This is a genomic window from Jeotgalibaca sp. A127 (assembly GCF_052266745.1).
Taxonomy (GTDB): Bacteria; Bacillota; Bacilli; order Lactobacillales; family Aerococcaceae; genus Jeotgalibaca.
Genome location: NZ_JBQPRC010000001.1, coordinates 200,473 through 220,463, shown reverse-complemented (window position 1 = coordinate 220,463; position 19,991 = coordinate 200,473). Strand labels below are relative to the sequence as shown.

The following is a 19,991-nucleotide window of genomic DNA, read 5'->3' as shown; positions in this document are numbered from 1 at the left end:
TATTTTTATGGAAAACATGACTTGGTTACAATTCTTTATGGAAAACAACGGTGGGTTCATTTTTGCCGCTATGGGTGTGGCAATTGCAGTTATTTTGGCTGGTACAGGTTCCGCAAGAGGTGTGGGGATGACCGGGGAAGCAGCTGCTGCCTTGATTAAAGAACAACCTGAAAAATTTGGTAAGTCTTTGATTTTGCAACTATTACCTGGTACTCAAGGTTTGTACGGCTTCGTTATTGGCTTCTTGATTTACTTGAATATGACACCGGATATGGCATTGCAAGATGGCATGTACATGTTCATGGCGGCATTGCCAATTGCTTTTACAGGTTTGACATCAGGTATTGCTCAAGGTCGTGTAGCGACAGCAGGTCTGCAAATCTTGGCTAAACGCGAAGAACATAATACTAAAGGTATTATCTATTCTGCGATGGTTGAAACTTACGCGATTTTAGGATTTGTTATTTCCTTCCTATTAGTTCTAAACGGATAAAAACGAACGAAGGGATGGTTGATTACCAATGAAAGAATTAGAAACATTAGCAAATCAAATACTTGATCGTACGAAAGCAGAAGGCCAACAAAAAATAGCGGCCAAAGAAAAAGAACTCAATGAAAAATTGGAAGAAAATCGTCTCCGTTTTGTTGATTATCAGAAAAATCAAAAAGCCTCAATCCTTTCGAGAAGTCATGCGGAGTATGAACGCCAGTCTCAATCATTGCGCAATGAGAAACGTAATGTGTTACTGGGAGAAAAACAAGCAATCATGACCAAAATTTATGCTGGCGCAGTTGAGAGAATGACCGAATGGGATACTCTCACTTTCCAGAATTTTGCTAGTAACGTGTTGAAGCAATTTGAAGGACAAGCTATTAAAGTAACTGCTGGTGAAAAATCAGTTGCACACTTTACAGATGCGTTCTTGAAAAAATATCCGACCGTTACTTATTCCCAAGAAACAGTTCCAGCAAAAGCAGGGTTCATCGTGGAAGTCGGTGGCATTGATTACAATTATTTCTTTGACCAAATGGTGACGGAAATCAAAAAAGATTTTACACCCAAACTGGCCTCCCTTGCATTTCAAACAAATGAATAAGGGGTGAAGCAAGTATGAGAGATACTGACTACAAAGGTATCAATACCATGATTCGTACTTACGAATTGCGGTTACTAAAAAATGAAGATTTCGAACGTTTAATTAAAGCAGATTCATTAAAAGCGGCTCTTGATTTTCTGAAAAGTACGGATTATGACTTTGATATGGAAGAGGTCCTGCATAAAAAGAATTTCAATGACTTTTTGATGGCACATCTGGCACGTGTGTATAGCGAATTGTATGAGATAGTGCCCCAATCTGAACTGATAGATTTGTTCACATTGCGATACAGTTATCACAACTTGAAAGTTCTGTTGAAAGAACGTTTTTTGGAACAAGAACAAAGCGAACTTTTAATCCCAATTGGAATATCCATAGACTCATTACGTAAGTTAGTCGAAACACGTGAAAGTTCTATTGCTCATCCCATCATGGTGGATGCTGTTCGATCTGTATTGGAAGATTATGAAGAAAGTCACCGTATTGAAGCTGTGACAGTATATATGGATACGTATTATTTACGTCATCTCCGCGCAATCAGTGCCGAGGTTGATAATGAGGCGATTACAAAGATCACAGATTTGATCATCGATTTGTATAACTTGAGTACGGTAGTGAGAAGTCAGAAACAGGATAAACCGCGTAGTCATTTATATGCGTTATTATCATCTGCTGGATCAATCGCTAAACAAGATATAATCGATGAATCCATTAATGGTTCAGTGGCTATTATTCGAAAGTTATACAGCGGTAAAAGTTACAGCAACCAATTGGAAAAAGTTATAACTAACAATGATTCTGTAAATACTTTGAAATTAGACAAAATGATGGATGATTTGATTCACGAAGTCGTTTCAAGTGGTTTATATGAACCGTTTGGACCGATGCCACTAATGGGTTACCTTTATGCCAAGGAAACAGAAATAACAAATTTGCGTTTGGTATTAGTGGGTAAAGATAACGATATAAGTGAAGAAATTCTGAGGGAAAGGGTGCGACAAGTTTATGGCTCATAATATTGGAGTTGTTGGCGATAAAGATTCCATCCTCCCGTTCAAAATACTAGGATTTTCGGTATTTGCAACCACAGATCCGACTGAAGCGCGTGAAATTATCGATCGCTTGGCTAAAGAAAAGTACGGCATCATTTATTTAACGGAATCTTTGGCCCAACATATGCCGGATACAATCAGCCGTTATGATGCCACCTTGACGCCGGCCCTTATCCTGATCCCGAATCATAGTGGGTCATTGGGAATTGGTAAAAAGAGAATTCAAGACAATGTTGAAAAAGCAGTCGGACAAAACATTTTATAAGAGCAGGAGGGAACTTATTTGAAAAAAGGTAGAATTATAAAAGTTTCCGGTCCTTTAGTAATGGCAGAAGGCATGGAAGAAGCTAATATTCAAGATATCTGTCAAGTAGGCGATTTAGGTCTAATTGGCGAAATCATTGAAATGCGTAAAGATGTTGCCTCCATTCAAGTTTATGAAGAAACTTCAGGTATTGGACCAGGAGAACCAGTTGTGACGACTGGTGAAGCATTATCGGTGGAATTAGGACCTGGAATTGTATCCCAAATGTTTGATGGGATTCAGCGTCCACTTAACACCTTCATGGAAAAGACAAATAGTGATTACTTGGTTCGTGGTGTCCATGTGGATGCCCTGGATCACAGTAAAAATTGGGATTTTGAAGCAAAAGTGAACATCGGGGACAAAGTTGTTCCTGGTGATATTGTTGGAACGGTTCAAGAGACAAAAGTTATCGAGCATCGCGTTATGGTTCCTCATGGCATAACGGGAACTATCGCTTCAATCGAAAGTGGCTCTTACACATTAGATGATGTCGTATACACAATCGATACTGAGAATGGGACAAAGGAATTTACCTTAGTACAAAAATGGCCTGTTCGTCGAGGTCGTCCTGTCCAAAAGAAACTAAATCCCAATATCCCTTTAACGACTGGGCAGAGGGTTATTGATACCTTTTTCCCAATTACTAAAGGTGGTAGTGCTGCAGTTCCAGGCCCATTCGGTGCTGGGAAAACCGTTGTTCAACATCAAATTGCAAAATATGCTGACGTGGACTTGGTTGTTTATGTAGGTTGTGGTGAACGTGGAAACGAAATGACCGACGTATTGAATGAATTTCCAGAACTAGTCGATCCAAATACTGGTGAATCGTTGATGGAACGGACAATTCTAATTGCCAATACATCCAACATGCCGGTTGCTGCTCGTGAAGCTTCAATCTATACGGGTATCACAATTGCAGAGTATTTCCGTGACATGGGCTACAACGTTGCAATCATGGCTGACTCCACTTCACGTTGGGCAGAAGCATTGCGTGAAATGTCTGGTCGTCTAGAAGAAATGCCAGGGGATGAAGGTTATCCAGCATATCTAGGAAGCCGTATTGCTGAATATTATGAACGTGCAGGTCGAGTTGTCACATTGGGCAGTGAAGGACGTGAAGGTAGCATTTCTGCTATCGGTGCTGTTTCACCTCCTGGTGGAGATACATCCGAACCGGTTACTCAGAATACATTGCGTGTCGTTAAAATTTTCTGGGCCCTGGATGCTTCCTTGGCACAAAAACGTCACTTCCCGTCAATGGACTGGTTAACATCTTATTCCCTTTATAACACGGAAATTGGTGAATATATGGATGCTCATACCCATTCCGATTGGTCAGAAAAAGTACAACATGCGATGAACTTGTTGTTAAAAGAAGCAGAACTTGAAGAAATCGTTAGATTGGTTGGTCTCGATTCTTTGTCAGAAAGAGATCGTTTGACAATGGCTATAGCTGAATCTATCCGTGAAGATTACTTACAACAAAATGCTTTTGATGATGTGGATACTTACACGTCTCAAGAAAAACAATACGTGATGCTGGATCTTATTCTGAGTTTGGAGGAAGAAGCAAAAGCAGCAATGGAGTTGGGTGCCTACTTCAAGGAAATTTACGAAGGCACGGCGGAAATTCGTGACCGGATTGCGCGCAGTAAGTTCATCTCTGAAGATAGAATTGAAGACATTAAACAAATCAAGACTGATTTGAAAGATACAATGCGTGATATCTTGGCTGAGGGAGGAATGACGAAGAATGCTTAAAGAATATAAAACAGTTACAGAAGTCGTCGGTCCTCTAATGGCCGTTGAAGGCATTGAGGGCGTCAAATTCGATGAATTGGTAGAAATTCAAATGCAAGACGGCACAATCCGTACGGGTCAAGTGCTGGAAGTTTCTGAAGATAAAGCCATGGTACAAATCTTCGAGGGACCATCTGGTATCAACATCAAGGACACAAAAGTGCGTTTCCAGGGCAAGCCTTTGTCCCTGAACGTGTCCGAAGATATGGTTGGCCGTGTATTTGATGGGATGGGCCGTGCAATAGACAATGGTCCAGAAATTATTCCCGAAAAATCGTTGGATATCAACGGTCAAGCAATTAATCCCGTTGCCCGTGATTATCCGGATGAATTTATCCAGACTGGCATTTCCGCCATTGACCATTTGAATACACTTGTGCGTGGGCAAAAATTGCCGGTTTTTTCTGGATCAGGATTACCACATAAAGAATTGGCAGCTCAAATTGCGCGTCAAGCCAGTGTTTTGAATAGCGATGAAAAATTTGCGGTTGTATTTGCGGCAATGGGAATTACTTTCGAGGAAGCAGAGTACTTCATGGAAGATTTCCGTAAAACGGGTGCGATTGATCGTTCAGTGATGTTTGTTAACTTGGCTGATGATCCAGCTATTGAAAGAATTGCAACACCGAAAATGGCTCTTACGACAGCTGAATATCTGGCATTTGAGAAGGATATGCATGTATTGGTAATCATGACAGATATGACGAACTACTGTGAGGCGTTGCGTGAAATCTCAGCTGCCCGTCGTGAAGTGCCAGGTCGTCGTGGTTATCCCGGTTACTTGTATACAAACTTATCGACCCTTTATGAACGTGCGGGACGTCTAGTGGGTAAAAAAGGTTCTGTTACCCAAATTCCGATCCTTTCAATGCCAGAAGATGATATCACGCATCCAATCCCTGACTTAACAGGGTATATTACGGAAGGACAAATTATCCTTTCCCGTGATTTGAACGGAGCGGGTATCAAACCACCAATCGACGTTCTTCCGTCCTTGTCACGTTTGAAAGACAAAGGTACAGGGGAAGGCAAAACACGTAAAGATCATGCCCCAACAATGAACCAATTGTTCGCAGCTTATGCTGAAGGAAAACAAGCGAAAGAATTGGCAGTTATTTTGGGAGAGTCTGCACTTTCGAAAACGGATAAATTATATGTTGAATTTACCAACCGTTTCGAGCAAGAGTATATCAATCAAGGTTTCTACAACAATCGAACAATCCAAGAATCATTGGATTTGGGTTGGGAATTGCTATCCATTTTACCTAAGTCTGAATTGAAGCGAATCAAGGCAGACATGATTGAAGAGTTCATGCTGAAAGGAGAGTGATCCTATGGCACGATTAAATGTCAAGCCTACCCGGATGGAATTGGCGTCCTTGAAGGATCGACTCCAACTTTCCACGCGAGGCCATAAACTCTTGAAGGACAAGCAAGATGAATTAATGCGTCGTTTCATTATTCTTATCAAAAAGAACAATCAATTACGTGACGAAGTCGAAGCGGAATTGATTGAATCCATGCAAGAGTTCGTCGTTGCTAAATCGCTCATAAATGAATCGTTCATTGAAGAGTTGTTTGTTGGCTCGGAAACAAATGTGACTTTGGATATCCAGGAGAAAAATGTCATGAGTGTCATTGTTCCTGAAATGCATTTTGATGTTAAAGAAACGGAAGTTTCTAGTGATGTGCAGTACGGCTATCTGAATTCAAGCAGTGAATTGGATGATGCAATTGAGCGGATTGAGACTGTTCTGCCAAAACTACTCGAGTTAAGTGAAATCGAAAAAACCTGTCAATTAATGGCGGATGAAATCGAAAAAACAAGGCGACGGGTTAATGCATTGGAATATCGGATGATTCCGCAATTACAAGAAACCATCCGCTATATTCAGATGAAATTGGAAGAAAACGAACGCTCTGCGATAGTCCGCATGATGAAAGTCAAGGACATGGGAAGATAGAACGCTAGGAAGCGTGTCATTAAAACTATAAATCAGCAAAGTGATTACTCAAATGCGTTTTACGCTTTGAGTAATCACTTTTTGCTTTAACCTGCTTACTCAGAGGGGGATTTAGGTTTGAGTAATCACTTTTGTCACAAAAACGATTACTCAAAAGCAAATATTGAGCTGAGTAATCACACCTATAGCTTAAACCCTCGACAGACTCGCAAAAATGATAAAAAAATGAAAAATAGTCCTGGTTGTTTTCACAAGGGTAACTTTGTGTTACACTGATAAGAAATATTACGTTACCTAAACGGTGATATCGAATGGATCAAAGTATAAAAATGGATGGTGGGTTACTAATGACCGAAAAAGGGTTATTAATTGTTTTGTCGGGACCTTCTGGTGTGGGTAAAGGGACAGTCAGGCAAGCAATTTTTTCAAAAGGCGAACGTGATTTTATGTATTCTATTTCTGCAACCACTCGTAAAAAACGAGAAGGCGAAGTTGATGGAGTTGATTATTTTTTCAAAACACGTGAAGAGTTTGAAAAAATGATCGAGAAGGATGAATTGTTGGAATATACCGAATATGTAGGCAATTATTATGGAACTCCTGTCGACTATGTTCAAAAAACATTAGATTCTGGAAAAGATATTTTTCTTGAAATCGAAGTACAGGGTGCAATGCAAGTCAAGGAAAGAATGCCAGAAGGTATTTATATCTTCTTGACACCACCAGATATGGATGAACTGGAATCTCGGATCGTGAATCGTGGAACAGATGAGTCACCTGTAATCCGCCAACGCATGGAGAAAGCCATTGAAGAAATTGAATTAATGCGGTATTATGACTATGCTGTTGAAAATGATACGGTAGAAAATGCCGTAAACAAAGTACTGGCCATTATTCAGAGTGAACACTTAAAAGTTTCACGTTTATTAGAGTCAAAATTACCTAACCAAGGAGAGTGATTCAGTTATGATGTTATATCCATCTATTGATAAGTTATTGGATAAAGTGAATTCAAAATATACAATGGTCATTCTATCCGCTAAACGTGCACATGAATTGCATAACGATGGTGAGCCATTGTTGGATGAATACAAATCTTACAAAAATGTGGGCCGCGCATTGGAAGAAATTGTTGCTGGTGAATTAACTGCCACAGACGATAAATAGTATTGCCAATAAACAGAACTGCTGCATTTGCTCGTCAAATTCAGCAGTTTTTTAATTTTGTCTAAAATAGACAAGACATTGGATACGTTATCGAGTAAAATTAAAAATGGAAGCCTAATTTTGAAGGAGGAGTAAACATGAAGCAAATTGCTAAAGTCGTAGTGGATGTTCCGGTGATGCAAACGAATCAACCATACGATTATGCGATTCCTCCCCAACTGAAGGATCGATTACAAAAAGGAATGCGAGTTGAGGTCCCATTTGGGCCCCGGCAAATACAAGGTTTTATCGTCGACATTGTGGACGAAGCCGATTTTGAAGGGGAACTGAAAGAAATTGTAGGGCCTTTGGATTTAGAACCTGTCTTAACCGAGGAATTATTGCAGCTTGGTGAAGATATGGCAGATCAAATCTATGCATTCCGGATACATTGTTACCAAACCATGTTACCACCTGTACTAAAAGCTAAATACGAAAAAGAATTCTATTTAACAAACGGGGAGCAGGGTAAAGGAATTTATGAAGTTTTTCAGGGTGAAACAGTCATCAGTTGGGAAAGGGCTTTGGAAATGGCAGCTTTACCGCTTCTTCTGGAGTGGAAAAAGAAGGGACTCGTTGACATCCGTTACTTAGTTAAAAATAAGGCTAAAGTAAAAAAAGTGACCGTTTATCAAAGAAACCTTGAAGATTTGCGAATCAAAGAAGAAATGGAACAACTCTCCAAACAAGCAAAAAGCCAACGTTCGTTGCTGGAAATCCTTGCTGAAATTGAACCAGGTGCTATGTTAACCAAAGAGCAATTTCGTGAACAATTTGATATCACTCCTCGAACGCTCCAAATTGGCGTTGAAAAAGGATGGCTCAACTCCCAGGAAAAAGAAGTTTACCGTGATCCCTTAAAAAAACATCATTTTGAAAAGACTGACGCGAAAATATTGAATGAAGGGCAACTGGAAGCTTATGAGGCTGTTAAAGTTACCATTGATGCTAATCAACATGACGTGTTCCTGTTGAAAGGTGTAACCGGAAGCGGTAAGACTGAGGTTTATCTACAGTTGATCGGAGATGTTCTCGAGCAAAATAAAACCGCTTTGATGCTTGTTCCTGAGATTGCATTGACTCCGCAAATGGTTCGGCAATTCAAAGGAAGATTCGGTGAAGAAGTAGCGGTTATGCATAGTCGTCTATCAACCGGGGAAAAATACGATGAATGGCGGAAAATCAAACGTGGCGAAGCACGTGTCGTAGTAGGTGCGCGCTCATCCATTTTTTCACCTGTTGAGAATCTGGGGATTGTGATTATCGATGAGGAACATGAAACGACTTATAAACAAGAAGAAAATCCCAAATATCACGCGCGGAATGTAGCCATTTACCGAGCGAAGTACAATCATTGTCCGGTCGTATTAGGGAGTGCTACGCCTTCTCTGGAATCACGGGCACGCGCCCAGAAGAATGTTTTTCATTTGCTGGAATTGAAGGAAAGAGCGAACCAGCAAGATTTGCCTGACGTTCAGATTGTTGATATGCGGGAAGAATTCCAAAATAATAATCGTGGTAATTTTTCTCAAATATTGCAGGATAAAATACAGGACCGCATTCAAAAGAAGGAACAAACCGTTCTGCTTTTGAATCGGCGTGGATACAGTTCTTTCATTATGTGCAGGGATTGTGGGTATGTGCATGAATGTCCGAACTGTGATATCAGTATGACTTTCCATATGGATACCAAAGGGATGAAGTGTCATTATTGTGGCCATGAAGAACCAGTGCCGCACAGATGCCCAAAATGCCAGGGTAATCAGTTCCGTTATTATGGAACAGGAACCCAAAAAGTGGAAACGGAACTAAAAGAGCTATTTCCTGCAGCCAGAATCATTCGTATGGATGTGGATACGACCCGGAAAAAAGGGGACCATGAAAGGCTTTTAGCAGCATTTGGTCGTGGCGATGCGGATATTTTATTGGGAACGCAAATGATAGCCAAGGGGCTGGATTTCCCCAATATCACCTTGGTTGGTGTTATCAATGCTGATACATCGCTCAGCCTGCCTGATTTTCGATCATCTGAAAAAACGTTCCAGCTCTTAACACAAGTGAGTGGAAGGGCAGGACGATCGGAGTTGGTCGGGGAAGTAATCGTTCAGTCCTATAATCCGGATCATTACGCAATCCGTTATGCACAAAACCATAATTATGACGGATTTTATCGCCAAGAAATGGCATTACGTCATCAAGGTGGTTACCCTCCTTACTATTTCACGACCCAAATCACTGTCAGCGATTTGGACGAAAAAAAAGCCCAGGCAAAAATTTATGAAATAAATGCAAAATTGCGAAATAAACTTGGTCCAAAAACGATTATACTTGGACCGTCCAGAAGTTCGATTGCGCGAATGAACAATCGTTATTATTTCCAATTATTGATTAAATACAAACAAGAACCAGATTTACACGATGTACTGAAGGAAATATTGGACCAATCACAAAAAGATAATGCCAAGGGTTTGTACATTTCTATTGATACAGAACCTGTTAATTTCTTTTAAGGAGGCAATTACCGATGAAAAAAATTATATTTATGGGTACACCGGGATTTTCAGTCCCTATTTTAAAAGCCCTATTTGAAAGTGAATATGAAGTGGTAGCGGTCGTTACCCAACCGGATCGACCGGTAGGCAGAAAACGGACATTGACACCGCCACCTGTAAAGGAACTGGCATTGCAGTATCATGTGCCTGTTTTCCAGCCTGAGAAAATATCAGGTTCTCAGGAGATGACGGAATTAATCAATTTAGAAGCAGATTTAATCGTAACAGCTGCTTATGGGCAATTTTTACCCACTAAATTATTGAATGCCCCTAAATACCGTGCAATTAACGTGCATGCCTCTTTACTTCCAAAATACCGAGGCGGGGCTCCTGTACACTATGCCATCATCGAGGGGGAAAAAGAGACGGGCGTTTCCATTATGTACATGGAAAAGAAAATGGATGCGGGCGATGTATTGGCGCAAAGAAGCATTCCAATTGAAGCAGAAGATGATGTTCAATCCATGTTTGACAAATTGAGTTTATTGGGAAGAGACCTTTTGATGGAAACTTTACCAAATTTATTTGCCGGGAACATTCATCCGATTCCACAGGACGAATCCAAAGTGACATTCTCACCTAATATTACTCGGGAACAAGAACGTATTGATTGGCAACAATCAGCCCCTCAAATTGCCAACAAAATTCGCGGTATGCGTCCATGGCCGGTTGCTCATGCTCTCTTTGAAGGCGCAAGATGTAAAATGTGGGCAGCTGTTCCAACCGAATTAACCAGTGAATCAGCTCCAGGCAGTATCATCAAATGGGATAAACAGGGAATTTATGTAGCTTGCGGGAACAATACCGTCTTACAAGTAACGGAGCTTCAACCAGCAGGCAAAAAAAGAATGACCGTAACTGACTTTTTAAATGGGAACGATATGGAAGCAATAGCAGAGATAGGATTTGATTAAATATGGTAAAAGGGAAAACGAATAAAATCGTCCATTCAGTTCGTTATTTGGCAATGGAAATTTTGACTGCAATTGAAACGGAAGGGGCCTATTCCAACATCCTTTTGAATGCAACCATTGAAAAAGAAGGTCTGGATGCGAAAGATGCAGGTTTATTAACTACGATTGTCTATGGTGTGACACAAAGGAAATTAACTCTGGACTATGGGTTATCTCCTTTCATCCGTGCACCCAAGAAATTGGAAAATTGGGTCTTGAACTTACTTCGCTTATCAGTTTATCAAATGCAGTATTTGGATAAAGTACCCGATCATGCTGTCTTGTATGATGCGGTAGAAATTGCCAAGAAAAAAGGCCATGTAGGCATTGCGAAGTTGGTCAATGGAATTTTGCGAAACGTTCAACGTAAGGGCCTACAGGATTGGAATGAAATCACAGATCCAAAAAAACGTATCAGCATCGGAGCCAGTGTGCCGGAATGGTTGGTCAAAAAATTCAGCAAAGAGTTAGGCGTTGAGAAAGCAGAACGTTTATTTTTCTCACTTCTTGAAGCGCCCTATGTTTCAGTGCGTGTTCAAAATACTGAAAAACTGACAAGTATTATGGAAGAATTGAGAGATGAAGGAAAAAATGTCGTTCCAAGCCCACTATCACCCGTTGGCTTACGTATCCTATCAGGGAAGGTGACAGATTCTCCTTTATTTATCAATGGTGAAATAACGATTCAAGACGAATCAAGCCAGCTTGTAGCTTTATTAGGACATTTAAAGGCTACAAATACCGTTTTGGATGCTTGTGCAGCCCCGGGTGGGAAAACCGTTCATATGGCTAGTTTTCTTGATGAGGGCGTTGTTCACGCTCTTGATATACATGACCATAAAATACATTTAATTGCGCAAAATGCGGATCGCATGAAAGTTTCGAATAGGGTGAAAACCCATCTATTAGATGCCAAGGATGTTCAAACGGTATTTCCAGAAAAAAGCTTCGATACTATTTTTGTGGATGCGCCTTGTTCAGGGCTTGGGTTGATGCGGCGTAAACCTGAGATTAAGTATGGGGTTACGAATGCAGCGATAAAAGCATTACACAGTGAGCAAATGGCGATTTTAAATGCTGTCACACCATTACTTAAAGATAACGGTCGTTTAGTTTACAGTACATGTACGCTGGCACCGGAGGAAAATCAAGGAACGATTGCAGCTTATTTAGAAGAACACCCTGAAATGCTTAAACAAACCATTGATTTTAATCAAGTTAAGATTCCCGAAACGATCGGCATTGAAGAGGGAATGTTGCAAATTTTCCCAGATGATTTTGGGACGGACGGCTTTTTCATCTGCACAATGGAGAAAAAGACCAAGTAGAGGAGACAGATAACGATGCATATTGCTTATAAAAGTGATGTTGGCAAAAACAGATCAACAAACGAGGATTATGTAAATTGGTTTAACAATAGAGGAAAGCAACCATTAATGATTCTTTGCGATGGGATGGGCGGTCACCGAGCGGGAGATGTTGCAAGTGAAATGGCCGTTTCACATATTGGTGAAGCCTGGAAAGATACGTCATTTTCAAATCCTGAATCTGTCTCTACCTGGTTATTAAACGCTATTCAAAAAGTGAATAGCTTGATTTTTCAAAAATCGCTTGATTTTGTAGACTTAGATGGAATGGGGACAACCCTGATTGCGGCAGCTCACGTAAAAGGACAGCTCATAATCGCCCATGTTGGTGACAGTAGGGCTTATTATTATCGTGATTTCCATATGAAACAACTGACTGAGGATCATTCATTAGTTCGAGAACTTGTTAAATCAGGAGAACTGACGCATGAAGAAGCCCAAAATCATCCGCAGAGAAATTTCATTACCCGTGCCGTAGGGGTAAAAGAAAAAATTCAAGTTGATTTAACATCGTTGCCAGTTGCGGCAGGTGATTTATTGATTCTCTGTACAGACGGTTTAAGCAGTGTCTTGGGTGATGAACAACTGAAACAGGTCCTGAAAAGCTGGATGACCATTGATGAGAAAGTAGACAAATTTATAGAACTTGCTAATGAGGCGGGGGGGCCAGATAACATTTCCGTACTTATAGCAGAATTCGAACAAGGAGAGGAGGCGAGATAGTGATTGGAGTCGGCACAAAAATCGGCGGACGATATAAAGTGCTATCTTTATTAGGAACTGGTGGAATGGCCCATGTCTATTTAGCCAGAGATTTAATTTTGGATCGAGATGTGGCTGTTAAAATTTTGCGATTTGACTTCCAAAACAATAAAGAAGCATTACGTCGTTTTCAAAGGGAAGCATTGTCCACAACTCAGCTCATTCATCCTAATATTGTTTCGGTTTATGATGTGGATGAAGATGATGGGATGCAATACATCGTTATGGAATATATCGAAGGGACCGATTTAAAAGAATATATCCAGAAACATGGAAAATCTACACCAGAAGATGCAATTCATATTATGAGTCAGGTTCTGTCAGCTATGGCGCTTGCCCATCAAAATCGTATCATCCATAGAGACATCAAACCGCAAAACTTATTGATTAGTAGAGATAACACGATAAAAGTGACTGACTTTGGTATAGCAGTTGCACTTTCCCATACATCAATTACCCAAACGAACTCATTACTTGGCTCAGTACATTATATTTCGCCAGAACAGGCACGCGGAAGTGTCACCACAACTAAATCTGATATTTATGCTTTAGGAATTGTTTTATACGAACTCCTGAGTGGAGAAGTTCCTTTTGATGGCGAATCGGCGGTATCCATTGCCTTGAAACACTTCCAGGAAGGGATGCCTTCTGTGCGTGATAAAAACGCTGCCGTTCCCCAAGCCTTGGAAAATGTTATTTTAAAAGCGACATCCAAAGAGCCTACAGATCGCTATAGTACATGTGAGGAAATGCAACAAGACTTGTTGACATCATTAAGCCCTTCTCGGTTAAAGGAAGCGGCCTTCGTACCAGTTGCGATGCTTGATGAAACAAAAGTCCTCGAACCTATTAAGCCTTTAGAGACAGTCGAAACAAAAGCGGTTCTGATTGAAGATGAACCAGATTCAGATAAAACAGCGAAAAAAAATGAACGTCAAAATACACAGAAAAAAACAAAACGCGGAAAACTGGTCACGATATTCCTTGTTTTATTTGCTGCCCTCATGGTTCTCTTGGCAACCTTGTGGTTAAATCGCCCACCAACTCAGATCGAAATTCCTGAAGTCGTGAACGAAGATGAAGAAACTGCCAGGAGAATATTATCTGACTTGAATTTTGTTATCGGGGACGTACATACCCAATATCATCCTGACATAGATGAAGGCGAGGTCATCCGGACAAATCCTGAATCGGGAGAATTAGTAGACCCGGAGACAGAGATTGATTTATATATCAGTCAAGGAGAAGAACCGGTTAGATTGAATGACTATGTTGGGGCGGCCTATTCCCAAGTACGGGCTGAATTGCGCGATTTGGGTATTACCGTAGTGCGTGAGGATGTCTATGATCAAAGTGCGCTTGGCACAATCGTAAAACAAAGTATCGCGGCCGATACGGAAGTCATTCCGTCAGAAACAACGATTACCCTTCAAGTTAGTATGGAGGAAGAAGTGTTTACTATGGATAATTTGGCTGGATTCAATCAAGAGCAAATTGAAGCGTTCGCGGGAGAATTCGGATTGAATTTAACGATTGATACGGAAAACTCTGAAGATGTTGCTGAAGGGTTGATGATTTCACAATCAATTAGCCCCAGAAGTAATTTTCGAAGAGGGGATGAATTAAGAGTCGTTATTTCTTCAGGTCCAGCAGAGCCAGAAATAGTCGTGTTCTCAAAAGCCATTACAATTCCCTATGAAGCACCTAAGGAAGAATCAACAAGTGAATCTTCCGCGAGTGATAATGAATCTGAATCAAGCTCTTCCGTCAAAACAAAAAACCATATCGTGATTTATATGGCGGATTTGGATCATCAAATTTCTGAAGTGTTTAGAGAATTCGATATTGATGCCGACACACAAGTAACATTAAACTTTCGTATTCGTGAGGGAGAAACAGGCTCGTACACGGTTGAACGTGATGGCGAAGTCATCATAGAAGAAACCGAATTAACTCGGTAATAATTAGCCAAGGCTGGGACATTCCGTTCCAGCTTTTATTTTGTTTATCGGTTAGTGGACAACCTGCTTAAAAATCACCGGTAATTTGTAGTATAATGGAATAAAGATTCAAAACTCGGGAAAAGGAAGTGAATTATGCCTAGAGGACAAATAAGAAAGGCCTTAAGTGGCTTCTATTATGTGTATGCAGATAAAAAAACGTACCAAACAAGAGGAAGAGGGAATTTCAGGGTAAGAGACACTACTCCGCTAGTCGGCGACTATGTGGAATTTGAAAGTGATAACCTGGAAGAAGGTATCTTGGTATCGGTTGAAGCGAGAAAGAATGAACTTGTTCGACCGCCTATTGCTAATATTGATATTGCCGTCATTGTAATGTCTGCTATTGAACCTGATTTTTCCACCTATTTATTAGATCGTTTTTTGGTCTATTTGGAAGGCCAAGGAATCGGTGCCATCATCTATATTACCAAAACAGACTTGCTGGACAAATCAGGTCAAGAAGCAATTTTGGCTTTTCAAAATGATTATCAAGCACTTGGATACACCGTGTTATTTTCTGACTATCCAGAATATCAGTCCATAGACCAACTGCTTGATAGGATTGGAAATCATTCCGCTGTTTTTATGGGACAATCGGGAGTAGGAAAATCCTCATTGCTCAATCGGATTTTACCAGAACTCGAAATCGAGACCGCAGAAATTTCTACAGCATTGGGAAGAGGGCGCCATACAACGCGACATGTAGAATTAATTCCTGTTAAAGAGGCACTTATTGCGGATACACCTGGATTCAGTAATGTTGATTTAGTGGAGATAGAAGAACAAGATTTGCCAGATTTGTTTCCGGAATTCCTGAAAAACCGCGATGATTGTCGTTTTTCAGGCTGTAAACATCTAAACGAACCCAATTGTCGTATTAAGGAACTGGTTGGTACGGGTGAAATAAAGCAGTACCGCTATGATCATTATTTACAGTTTTTGGATGAGATACAAAATCGTAAACCGTTGTACCATAAAAATAAAAAGTAAGGATTTGATAATGGATGAAAATTGCTCCATCAATTTTAAGTGCAGATTTTGCCAACCTAGAGAAAGATGTTAAACGTGCCGAAAAAGCAGGTGCCAATTATATTCATATAGATGCTATGGACGGCCAATTCGTGGATAATATTACCTTGGGGCCAAATATCGTTCAAGCGATTCGTCCCCATACAAAATTACCTTTGGATTGCCACTTGATGATTCAGAATCCAGAAAAACATATTTCTGCATTTGCTAAAGCAGGCGCGGATATCATTACTGTCCATGTGGAAGCGACACCCCATATCCATATGGCTATCCAGATGATTAAAAAGGAAAAAATAGCCGCAGGGGTCGTTATCAACCCGGGTACACCAGTAGCCATGATCGAATCCGTTCTGGGTGACGTTGACATGGTATTGGTTATGACGGTTAACCCTGGAAATGGCGGCCAGCCCTTTATTGAAAGCACCTTGTCGAAAATCGCTCTACTTAAGGAATTACGTGAAAAACATGGTTATACGTATGAGATAGAAGTTGATGGTGGCATTTCGGATAAAACCATTAAACGTGTGCTGGAAGCAGGTGCTGACGTATTCGTGGCAGGGTCTTATCTGTTTGGAGCACCAGACTTCGATCAGGCATTGAAAGCTTTAAGGGATGTAGAAAATGCTTAAAAAAGCAATTGTGGTCGCAGGCGGAAATAAAGAAGGGCTCAAGCGGTTAATCGGGGACGATACTGAAGATTGTATTATCATCGGTGTAGATGGAGGAACCATTCATCTTGTTAATGAGGGGATAATCCCTGATATTGCCATCGGAGATTTCGATTCGATCAGCCAGCCTGAACTTGAAAAACTCGAAGCGATTATTCCAACAGTTGTCAAGCTGCCATCAGAAAAAGATTTAACAGATACAGAAGCGGCTTTGGAGTACATCAAGGAAAATCTTTCTGTGGCTGTTATTGAAATGTATGGTTTATTCGGGGGCAGGGTAGATCACATGATCAGTAATTTATGGCTAGCGTACCATCCGAGTTATCAGGACATAATTGAGAAAATAATTATGAAAGCTGAAAAGAATACGGTAGCGTTTTTTAAACCGGGGAATTATGTAATCAAGAAGGAAAATGATAAGAAATACTTGTCCTTTATAAGTATGACGCCGGTATCGAATTTAATTTTGCAAAATGTGAAGTATAACTTGGATGGGAAGAATTACGAAGCACCCATTGCTTTAGTCAGCAATGAATTTGTCGGTGAGGAAATGCAATTTTCATTTACAAATGGGCTAATTGCAGTCATTCAAAGTAAAGATTAAAATAAAAAAAGAAGCCACTATGGCTTCTTTTTTTTATTAAACGCGTTCTACTAGACCTGATTTCAAAGCACGAGCAGAAACCCAAACTCTTTTAGGTGTTCCGTCAACCAAAATGCGAACTTTTTGCAAGTTTGGTTTGAAAGTACGTTTTGTATAGTTCATAGCGTGAGAACGGTTGTTACCTGAACGGCTTTTACGTCCAGTAATGTAGCACTCTTTAGACATATTATTACCTCCCCTTGATTGTTCCAAAAACTAAAGACAGACTAAGATAAACCTCATTTCATACACTTGAATAATTTATCATAATTCAATTTGAATTGCAACACTTTAAAGTAAATTTACTTGACACTCTTTTTATGAACCACCATACTATGGTCTGTTAACCAGCAAAAAAGGCATAACTACGCTAATAGTTCTTATTATGAATGAAACTTTGTTATAATATCTTTAATAGAAGTTATTTTTTAGGGAAAAATATGCTATTATGGATGATGATTAGCGTTTGTTTCCATTCAAACTCAAGGAGGCTATATAAAATGGCAGTTAAAATCCAAACAAATTTAGGCGAAATCAGTTTAGAAAACGAAGTAATCGCAACAGTGGTTGGTGGGGCTGCGACAGACAACTATGGTGTCGTCGGGATGGCCAGCAAAAGTCAGATTCGGGATAATATCAGTGAAATCCTGAAGAAAGAAAACTACTCCAAAGGTGTTATCGTTCGTCAAGAAGATAATATCGTTGCGGTTGATGTTTATATTGTTGTTCTTTACGGAACAAAAATATCTGAAATCTGTCGAAATGTCCAAATTCAAGTGAAATACAATTTGGAAACAATGCTAGGTTTTTCAGCAGAAAAAGTTAACGTGTTCGTACAAGGCGTTCGCGTGTTAAATGATTAATGGAGAGATCACCATTGGCATGGTGAAGGAGGACAAGCAAGGTGAATAAATTAGAACTGACTGCAAGTGATTTTAAAGCAATGGTGGAAGTCGCACAGGAACGGCTTAGCGAAAATTCTGAATATGTGAACTCGTTGAACGTTTTTCCGGTTCCAGATGGTGATACTGGTACAAACATGAATTTGTCTTTCACATCCGGAGCGGATCGCGTGTCGTTGTCAGAATCAAAACGTATTGACGAAATGAGTAAAGATTTAGCTAAAGGTCTTTTAATGGGTGCGAGAGGAAACTCTGGCGTCATTCTATCACAACTTTTCCGTGGTTTTTCCAAAGCAATGGAAGGGAAAGAGAAATTAAGTGCCAGTGAATTCGCAGCTGCGTTTTCCCAAGGTGTTGAAACTGCTTATAAAGCAGTTATGAAGCCAGTGGAAGGGACAATCCTGACCGTTGCAAGAGAATCAGCAGAAGCAGTACAAGTAAAAGCTAAAGAATCCGATGACATTATTGAAATCATGGAGACGGTAGTCGATGCTGCTAAAGTTAGCCTTGCGAATACTCCTAATTTATTGGCAGTATTGAAAGAAGTTGGCGTTGTTGATAGTGGTGGACAAGGACTATTGTTTATCTATCAAGGCTTTTTAGAATCATTAACAGGTAAAAAGGTTTCAGTTAAAACGAAAATTGCGCTACAAGCCGATGTTACAGAAATTGCACATCACGAAAACTTTGAACATATCGGACATGCTGTTTCAAGTGAAGATATCGAATTTGGCTACTGTACTGAAATTATGGTACAACTTGGTGAAGGAAAAACAGTAACGGAAGAATTCGATTACGATACATTCCGTAACCACTTGAATGAAGTAGGGGATTCACTATTAGTTGTAGCTGATGACGAAATTGTAAAAGTTCACGTTCATACCGAATATCCGGGTGAAGTCATGAACTATGGCCAAAAATTTGGTTCACTCTTAAAAATCAAAGTAGACAACATGCGCTTACAACATGACGCAGTTTTAGAAAAAGGCAAGACTACACCTGAAAAACAACCGGCTAAACCGTATGCGGTTATTGCAGTTGCGGCTGGAGAAGGTATTTATAATTTGTTCAGTAGTTTAGGCGTATCCACCATTATCAAGGGTGGCCAAACGATGAACCCAAGTACGGAAGACATCCTTAAAGCAGTGGATGAAGCAAACGCTGAAAAGACGATTATTTTGCCAAATAACAAAAATATCTTTATGGCGGCTGAGCAAGCTGCTGAGGTATCCGACAAAGATGTCATTGTTGTACCTACACGCACTATTTCTCAAGGCTTGGCTTCCATGTTGGCATTCAACGACCAAGTCGATTTAGAGACAAATAAAGAAAATATGACTGCTGAGCTTGAGTTCGTTAAGAGTGGTCAAATCACCAATGCTATTCGTGACACTGAAATAGATGGTGTTGCGATCGCTAAAGACGATTACATGGGGATTGTCGATGGGAAAATCATGATTTCTCAACCAGGTCGCATTGATGCTGTGTTAGCTACTCTACGCAAAATGATTGATGAAGACAGTGAAATCGTAACTTTAATTTATGGCGAAGATACTGACCTAACTGAATGTGAATCAATCGCAGAAAAAATTTCTGAAGAATTCGCTGCAGTCGAAGTAGAGATTCAAGAAGGAAATCAACCTGTATATAGTTATTTAATTTCTGTTGAGTAATTTTTGCTAAAGG

General features: G+C 40.1%; 20 protein-coding genes. 19 read left to right on the top strand and 1 reads right to left on the bottom strand.

From position 1 onward, the window contains the following. Window positions 1–16: 16 nt before the first annotated feature. The 17 genes from ACTVAI_RS01120 (at window position 17) to ACTVAI_RS01040 (ending at window position 17,364) form a co-directional block, all read left to right on the top strand. Window positions 17–493, top strand: coding sequence for a V-type ATP synthase subunit K (locus ACTVAI_RS01120; protein WP_443474459.1), 477 nt, complete (start codon window positions 17–19; stop codon window positions 491–493). Between the two features lie 28 nt (window positions 494–521). Further along, window positions 522–1,097, top strand: a complete 576-nt coding sequence (locus tag ACTVAI_RS01115) for a V-type ATP synthase subunit E (RefSeq protein WP_443474434.1) — start codon at window positions 522–524, stop codon at window positions 1,095–1,097. A 14-nt stretch (window positions 1,098–1,111) separates the two neighbouring features. Next, on the top strand, window positions 1,112–2,113 hold the full coding sequence (locus tag ACTVAI_RS01110; RefSeq protein WP_443474435.1) for a V-type ATPase subunit: 1,002 nt from the start codon (window positions 1,112–1,114) through the stop codon (window positions 2,111–2,113). Then, window positions 2,103–2,414, top strand: coding sequence for a V-type ATP synthase subunit F (locus ACTVAI_RS01105; protein WP_443485690.1), 312 nt, complete (start codon window positions 2,103–2,105; stop codon window positions 2,412–2,414). The genes ACTVAI_RS01110 and ACTVAI_RS01105 overlap by 11 nt, the downstream gene beginning before the upstream one ends. A gap of 18 nt (window positions 2,415–2,432) precedes the next feature. Continuing rightward, a complete protein-coding gene (locus tag ACTVAI_RS01100) occupies window positions 2,433–4,217 on the top strand; it encodes a V-type ATP synthase subunit A (RefSeq protein WP_443474437.1) in 1,785 nt (594 codons plus the stop codon). Further along, window positions 4,210–5,586, top strand: coding sequence for a V-type ATP synthase subunit B (locus ACTVAI_RS01095; protein WP_443474438.1), 1,377 nt, complete (start codon window positions 4,210–4,212; stop codon window positions 5,584–5,586). The genes ACTVAI_RS01100 and ACTVAI_RS01095 overlap by 8 nt, the downstream gene beginning before the upstream one ends. A 4-nt stretch (window positions 5,587–5,590) precedes the next feature. Then, window positions 5,591–6,220 (top strand): V-type ATP synthase subunit D, encoded by a 630-nt coding sequence (locus tag ACTVAI_RS01090; protein ID WP_443474439.1) that lies wholly within the window; start codon window positions 5,591–5,593, stop codon window positions 6,218–6,220. A 347-nt stretch (window positions 6,221–6,567) separates the two neighbouring features. After that, the gene (gmk, locus tag ACTVAI_RS01085) at window positions 6,568–7,179 is read left to right on the top strand and encodes a guanylate kinase (protein WP_443474460.1); all 612 of its coding nucleotides are present in this window, start codon (window positions 6,568–6,570) and stop codon (window positions 7,177–7,179) included. 7 nt (window positions 7,180–7,186) lie between these two features. Continuing rightward, window positions 7,187–7,387, top strand: coding sequence for a DNA-directed RNA polymerase subunit omega (gene rpoZ / locus ACTVAI_RS01080; RefSeq protein WP_443474440.1), 201 nt, complete (start codon window positions 7,187–7,189; stop codon window positions 7,385–7,387). A 137-nt stretch (window positions 7,388–7,524) separates the two neighbouring features. Next, the gene (gene priA, locus ACTVAI_RS01075) at window positions 7,525–9,936 is read left to right on the top strand and encodes a primosomal protein N' (RefSeq protein ID WP_443485689.1); all 2,412 of its coding nucleotides are present in this window, start codon (window positions 7,525–7,527) and stop codon (window positions 9,934–9,936) included. Window positions 9,937–9,950: 14 nt separating this feature from the next. Next, window positions 9,951–10,892: a methionyl-tRNA formyltransferase gene (gene fmt, locus ACTVAI_RS01070; RefSeq protein WP_443485688.1), complete on the top strand. Its 942-nt coding sequence runs from the start codon at window positions 9,951–9,953 to the stop codon at window positions 10,890–10,892. 2 nt (window positions 10,893–10,894) lie between these two features. Next, window positions 10,895–12,259: a 16S rRNA (cytosine(967)-C(5))-methyltransferase RsmB gene (rsmB, locus tag ACTVAI_RS01065; RefSeq protein WP_443485687.1), complete on the top strand. Its 1,365-nt coding sequence runs from the start codon at window positions 10,895–10,897 to the stop codon at window positions 12,257–12,259. Window positions 12,260–12,274: 15 nt separating this feature from the next. Further along, window positions 12,275–13,021, top strand: a complete 747-nt coding sequence (locus ACTVAI_RS01060) for a Stp1/IreP family PP2C-type Ser/Thr phosphatase (protein WP_443485686.1) — start codon at window positions 12,275–12,277, stop codon at window positions 13,019–13,021. Further along, window positions 13,021–15,021, top strand: coding sequence for a Stk1 family PASTA domain-containing Ser/Thr kinase (gene pknB, locus ACTVAI_RS01055; RefSeq protein ID WP_443485685.1), 2,001 nt, complete (start codon window positions 13,021–13,023; stop codon window positions 15,019–15,021). Before ACTVAI_RS01060 ends, pknB begins: the two co-directional genes overlap by 1 nt. Window positions 15,022–15,156: 135 nt before the next feature. Further along, window positions 15,157–16,053 (top strand): ribosome small subunit-dependent GTPase A, encoded by an 897-nt coding sequence (gene rsgA, locus ACTVAI_RS01050; protein WP_443474446.1) that lies wholly within the window; start codon window positions 15,157–15,159, stop codon window positions 16,051–16,053. A 14-nt stretch (window positions 16,054–16,067) separates the two neighbouring features. Further along, window positions 16,068–16,721, top strand: coding sequence for a ribulose-phosphate 3-epimerase (gene rpe / locus ACTVAI_RS01045; protein ID WP_443474447.1), 654 nt, complete (start codon window positions 16,068–16,070; stop codon window positions 16,719–16,721). Beyond that, window positions 16,714–17,364, top strand: coding sequence for a thiamine diphosphokinase (locus ACTVAI_RS01040; protein WP_443474448.1), 651 nt, complete (start codon window positions 16,714–16,716; stop codon window positions 17,362–17,364). The genes rpe and ACTVAI_RS01040 overlap by 8 nt, the downstream gene beginning before the upstream one ends. Window positions 17,365–17,400: 36 nt before the next feature. Here the strand turns inward: ACTVAI_RS01040 and rpmB are convergent, their stop codons facing one another. Continuing rightward, a complete protein-coding gene (rpmB, locus tag ACTVAI_RS01035) occupies window positions 17,401–17,589 on the bottom strand; it encodes a 50S ribosomal protein L28 (RefSeq protein ID WP_443474449.1) in 189 nt (62 codons plus the stop codon). Between the two features lie 314 nt (window positions 17,590–17,903). On the opposite strand from rpmB, the gene ACTVAI_RS01030 reads away from it, so the two are divergent. Together ACTVAI_RS01030 and ACTVAI_RS01025 are read left to right on the top strand one after the other, a co-directional pair. Beyond that, complete coding sequence (locus ACTVAI_RS01030) at window positions 17,904–18,266, top strand: Asp23/Gls24 family envelope stress response protein (protein WP_443474450.1); 363 nt, start codon at window positions 17,904–17,906, stop codon at window positions 18,264–18,266. 41 nt (window positions 18,267–18,307) lie between these two features. Continuing rightward, window positions 18,308–19,978 (top strand): DAK2 domain-containing protein, encoded by a 1,671-nt coding sequence (locus ACTVAI_RS01025; RefSeq protein WP_443474451.1) that lies wholly within the window; start codon window positions 18,308–18,310, stop codon window positions 19,976–19,978. Window positions 19,979–19,991: the final 13 nt, after the last annotated feature.

What these genes read in the sequence shown, in the direction of transcription:
- ACTVAI_RS01120 (WP_443474459.1), top strand. Translation starts at nt 17, where the DNA reads ATGACTTGGTTACAATTCTTTATGGAAAACAACGGTGGGTTCATTTTT.
- ACTVAI_RS01115 (WP_443474434.1), top strand. Translation starts at nt 522, where the DNA reads ATGAAAGAATTAGAAACATTAGCAAATCAAATACTTGATCGTACGAAA.
- ACTVAI_RS01110 (WP_443474435.1), top strand. Translation starts at nt 1,112, where the DNA reads ATGAGAGATACTGACTACAAAGGTATCAATACCATGATTCGTACTTAC.
- ACTVAI_RS01105 (WP_443485690.1), top strand. Translation starts at nt 2,103, where the DNA reads ATGGCTCATAATATTGGAGTTGTTGGCGATAAAGATTCCATCCTCCCG.
- ACTVAI_RS01095 (WP_443474438.1), top strand. Translation starts at nt 4,210, where the DNA reads ATGCTTAAAGAATATAAAACAGTTACAGAAGTCGTCGGTCCTCTAATG.
- ACTVAI_RS01090 (WP_443474439.1), top strand. Translation starts at nt 5,591, where the DNA reads ATGGCACGATTAAATGTCAAGCCTACCCGGATGGAATTGGCGTCCTTG.
- gmk (WP_443474460.1), top strand. Translation starts at nt 6,568, where the DNA reads ATGACCGAAAAAGGGTTATTAATTGTTTTGTCGGGACCTTCTGGTGTG.
- rpoZ (WP_443474440.1), top strand. Translation starts at nt 7,187, where the DNA reads ATGATGTTATATCCATCTATTGATAAGTTATTGGATAAAGTGAATTCA.
- priA (WP_443485689.1), top strand. Translation starts at nt 7,525, where the DNA reads ATGAAGCAAATTGCTAAAGTCGTAGTGGATGTTCCGGTGATGCAAACG.
- fmt (WP_443485688.1), top strand. Translation starts at nt 9,951, where the DNA reads ATGAAAAAAATTATATTTATGGGTACACCGGGATTTTCAGTCCCTATT.
- rsmB (WP_443485687.1), top strand. Translation starts at nt 10,895, where the DNA reads ATGGTAAAAGGGAAAACGAATAAAATCGTCCATTCAGTTCGTTATTTG.
- ACTVAI_RS01060 (WP_443485686.1), top strand. Translation starts at nt 12,275, where the DNA reads ATGCATATTGCTTATAAAAGTGATGTTGGCAAAAACAGATCAACAAAC.
- rsgA (WP_443474446.1), top strand. Translation starts at nt 15,157, where the DNA reads ATGCCTAGAGGACAAATAAGAAAGGCCTTAAGTGGCTTCTATTATGTG.
- rpe (WP_443474447.1), top strand. Translation starts at nt 16,068, where the DNA reads ATGAAAATTGCTCCATCAATTTTAAGTGCAGATTTTGCCAACCTAGAG.
- ACTVAI_RS01040 (WP_443474448.1), top strand. Translation starts at nt 16,714, where the DNA reads ATGCTTAAAAAAGCAATTGTGGTCGCAGGCGGAAATAAAGAAGGGCTC.
- rpmB (WP_443474449.1), bottom strand. Translation starts at nt 17,589, where the DNA reads ATGTCTAAAGAGTGCTACATTACTGGACGTAAAAGCCGTTCAGGTAAC.
- ACTVAI_RS01030 (WP_443474450.1), top strand. Translation starts at nt 17,904, where the DNA reads ATGGCAGTTAAAATCCAAACAAATTTAGGCGAAATCAGTTTAGAAAAC.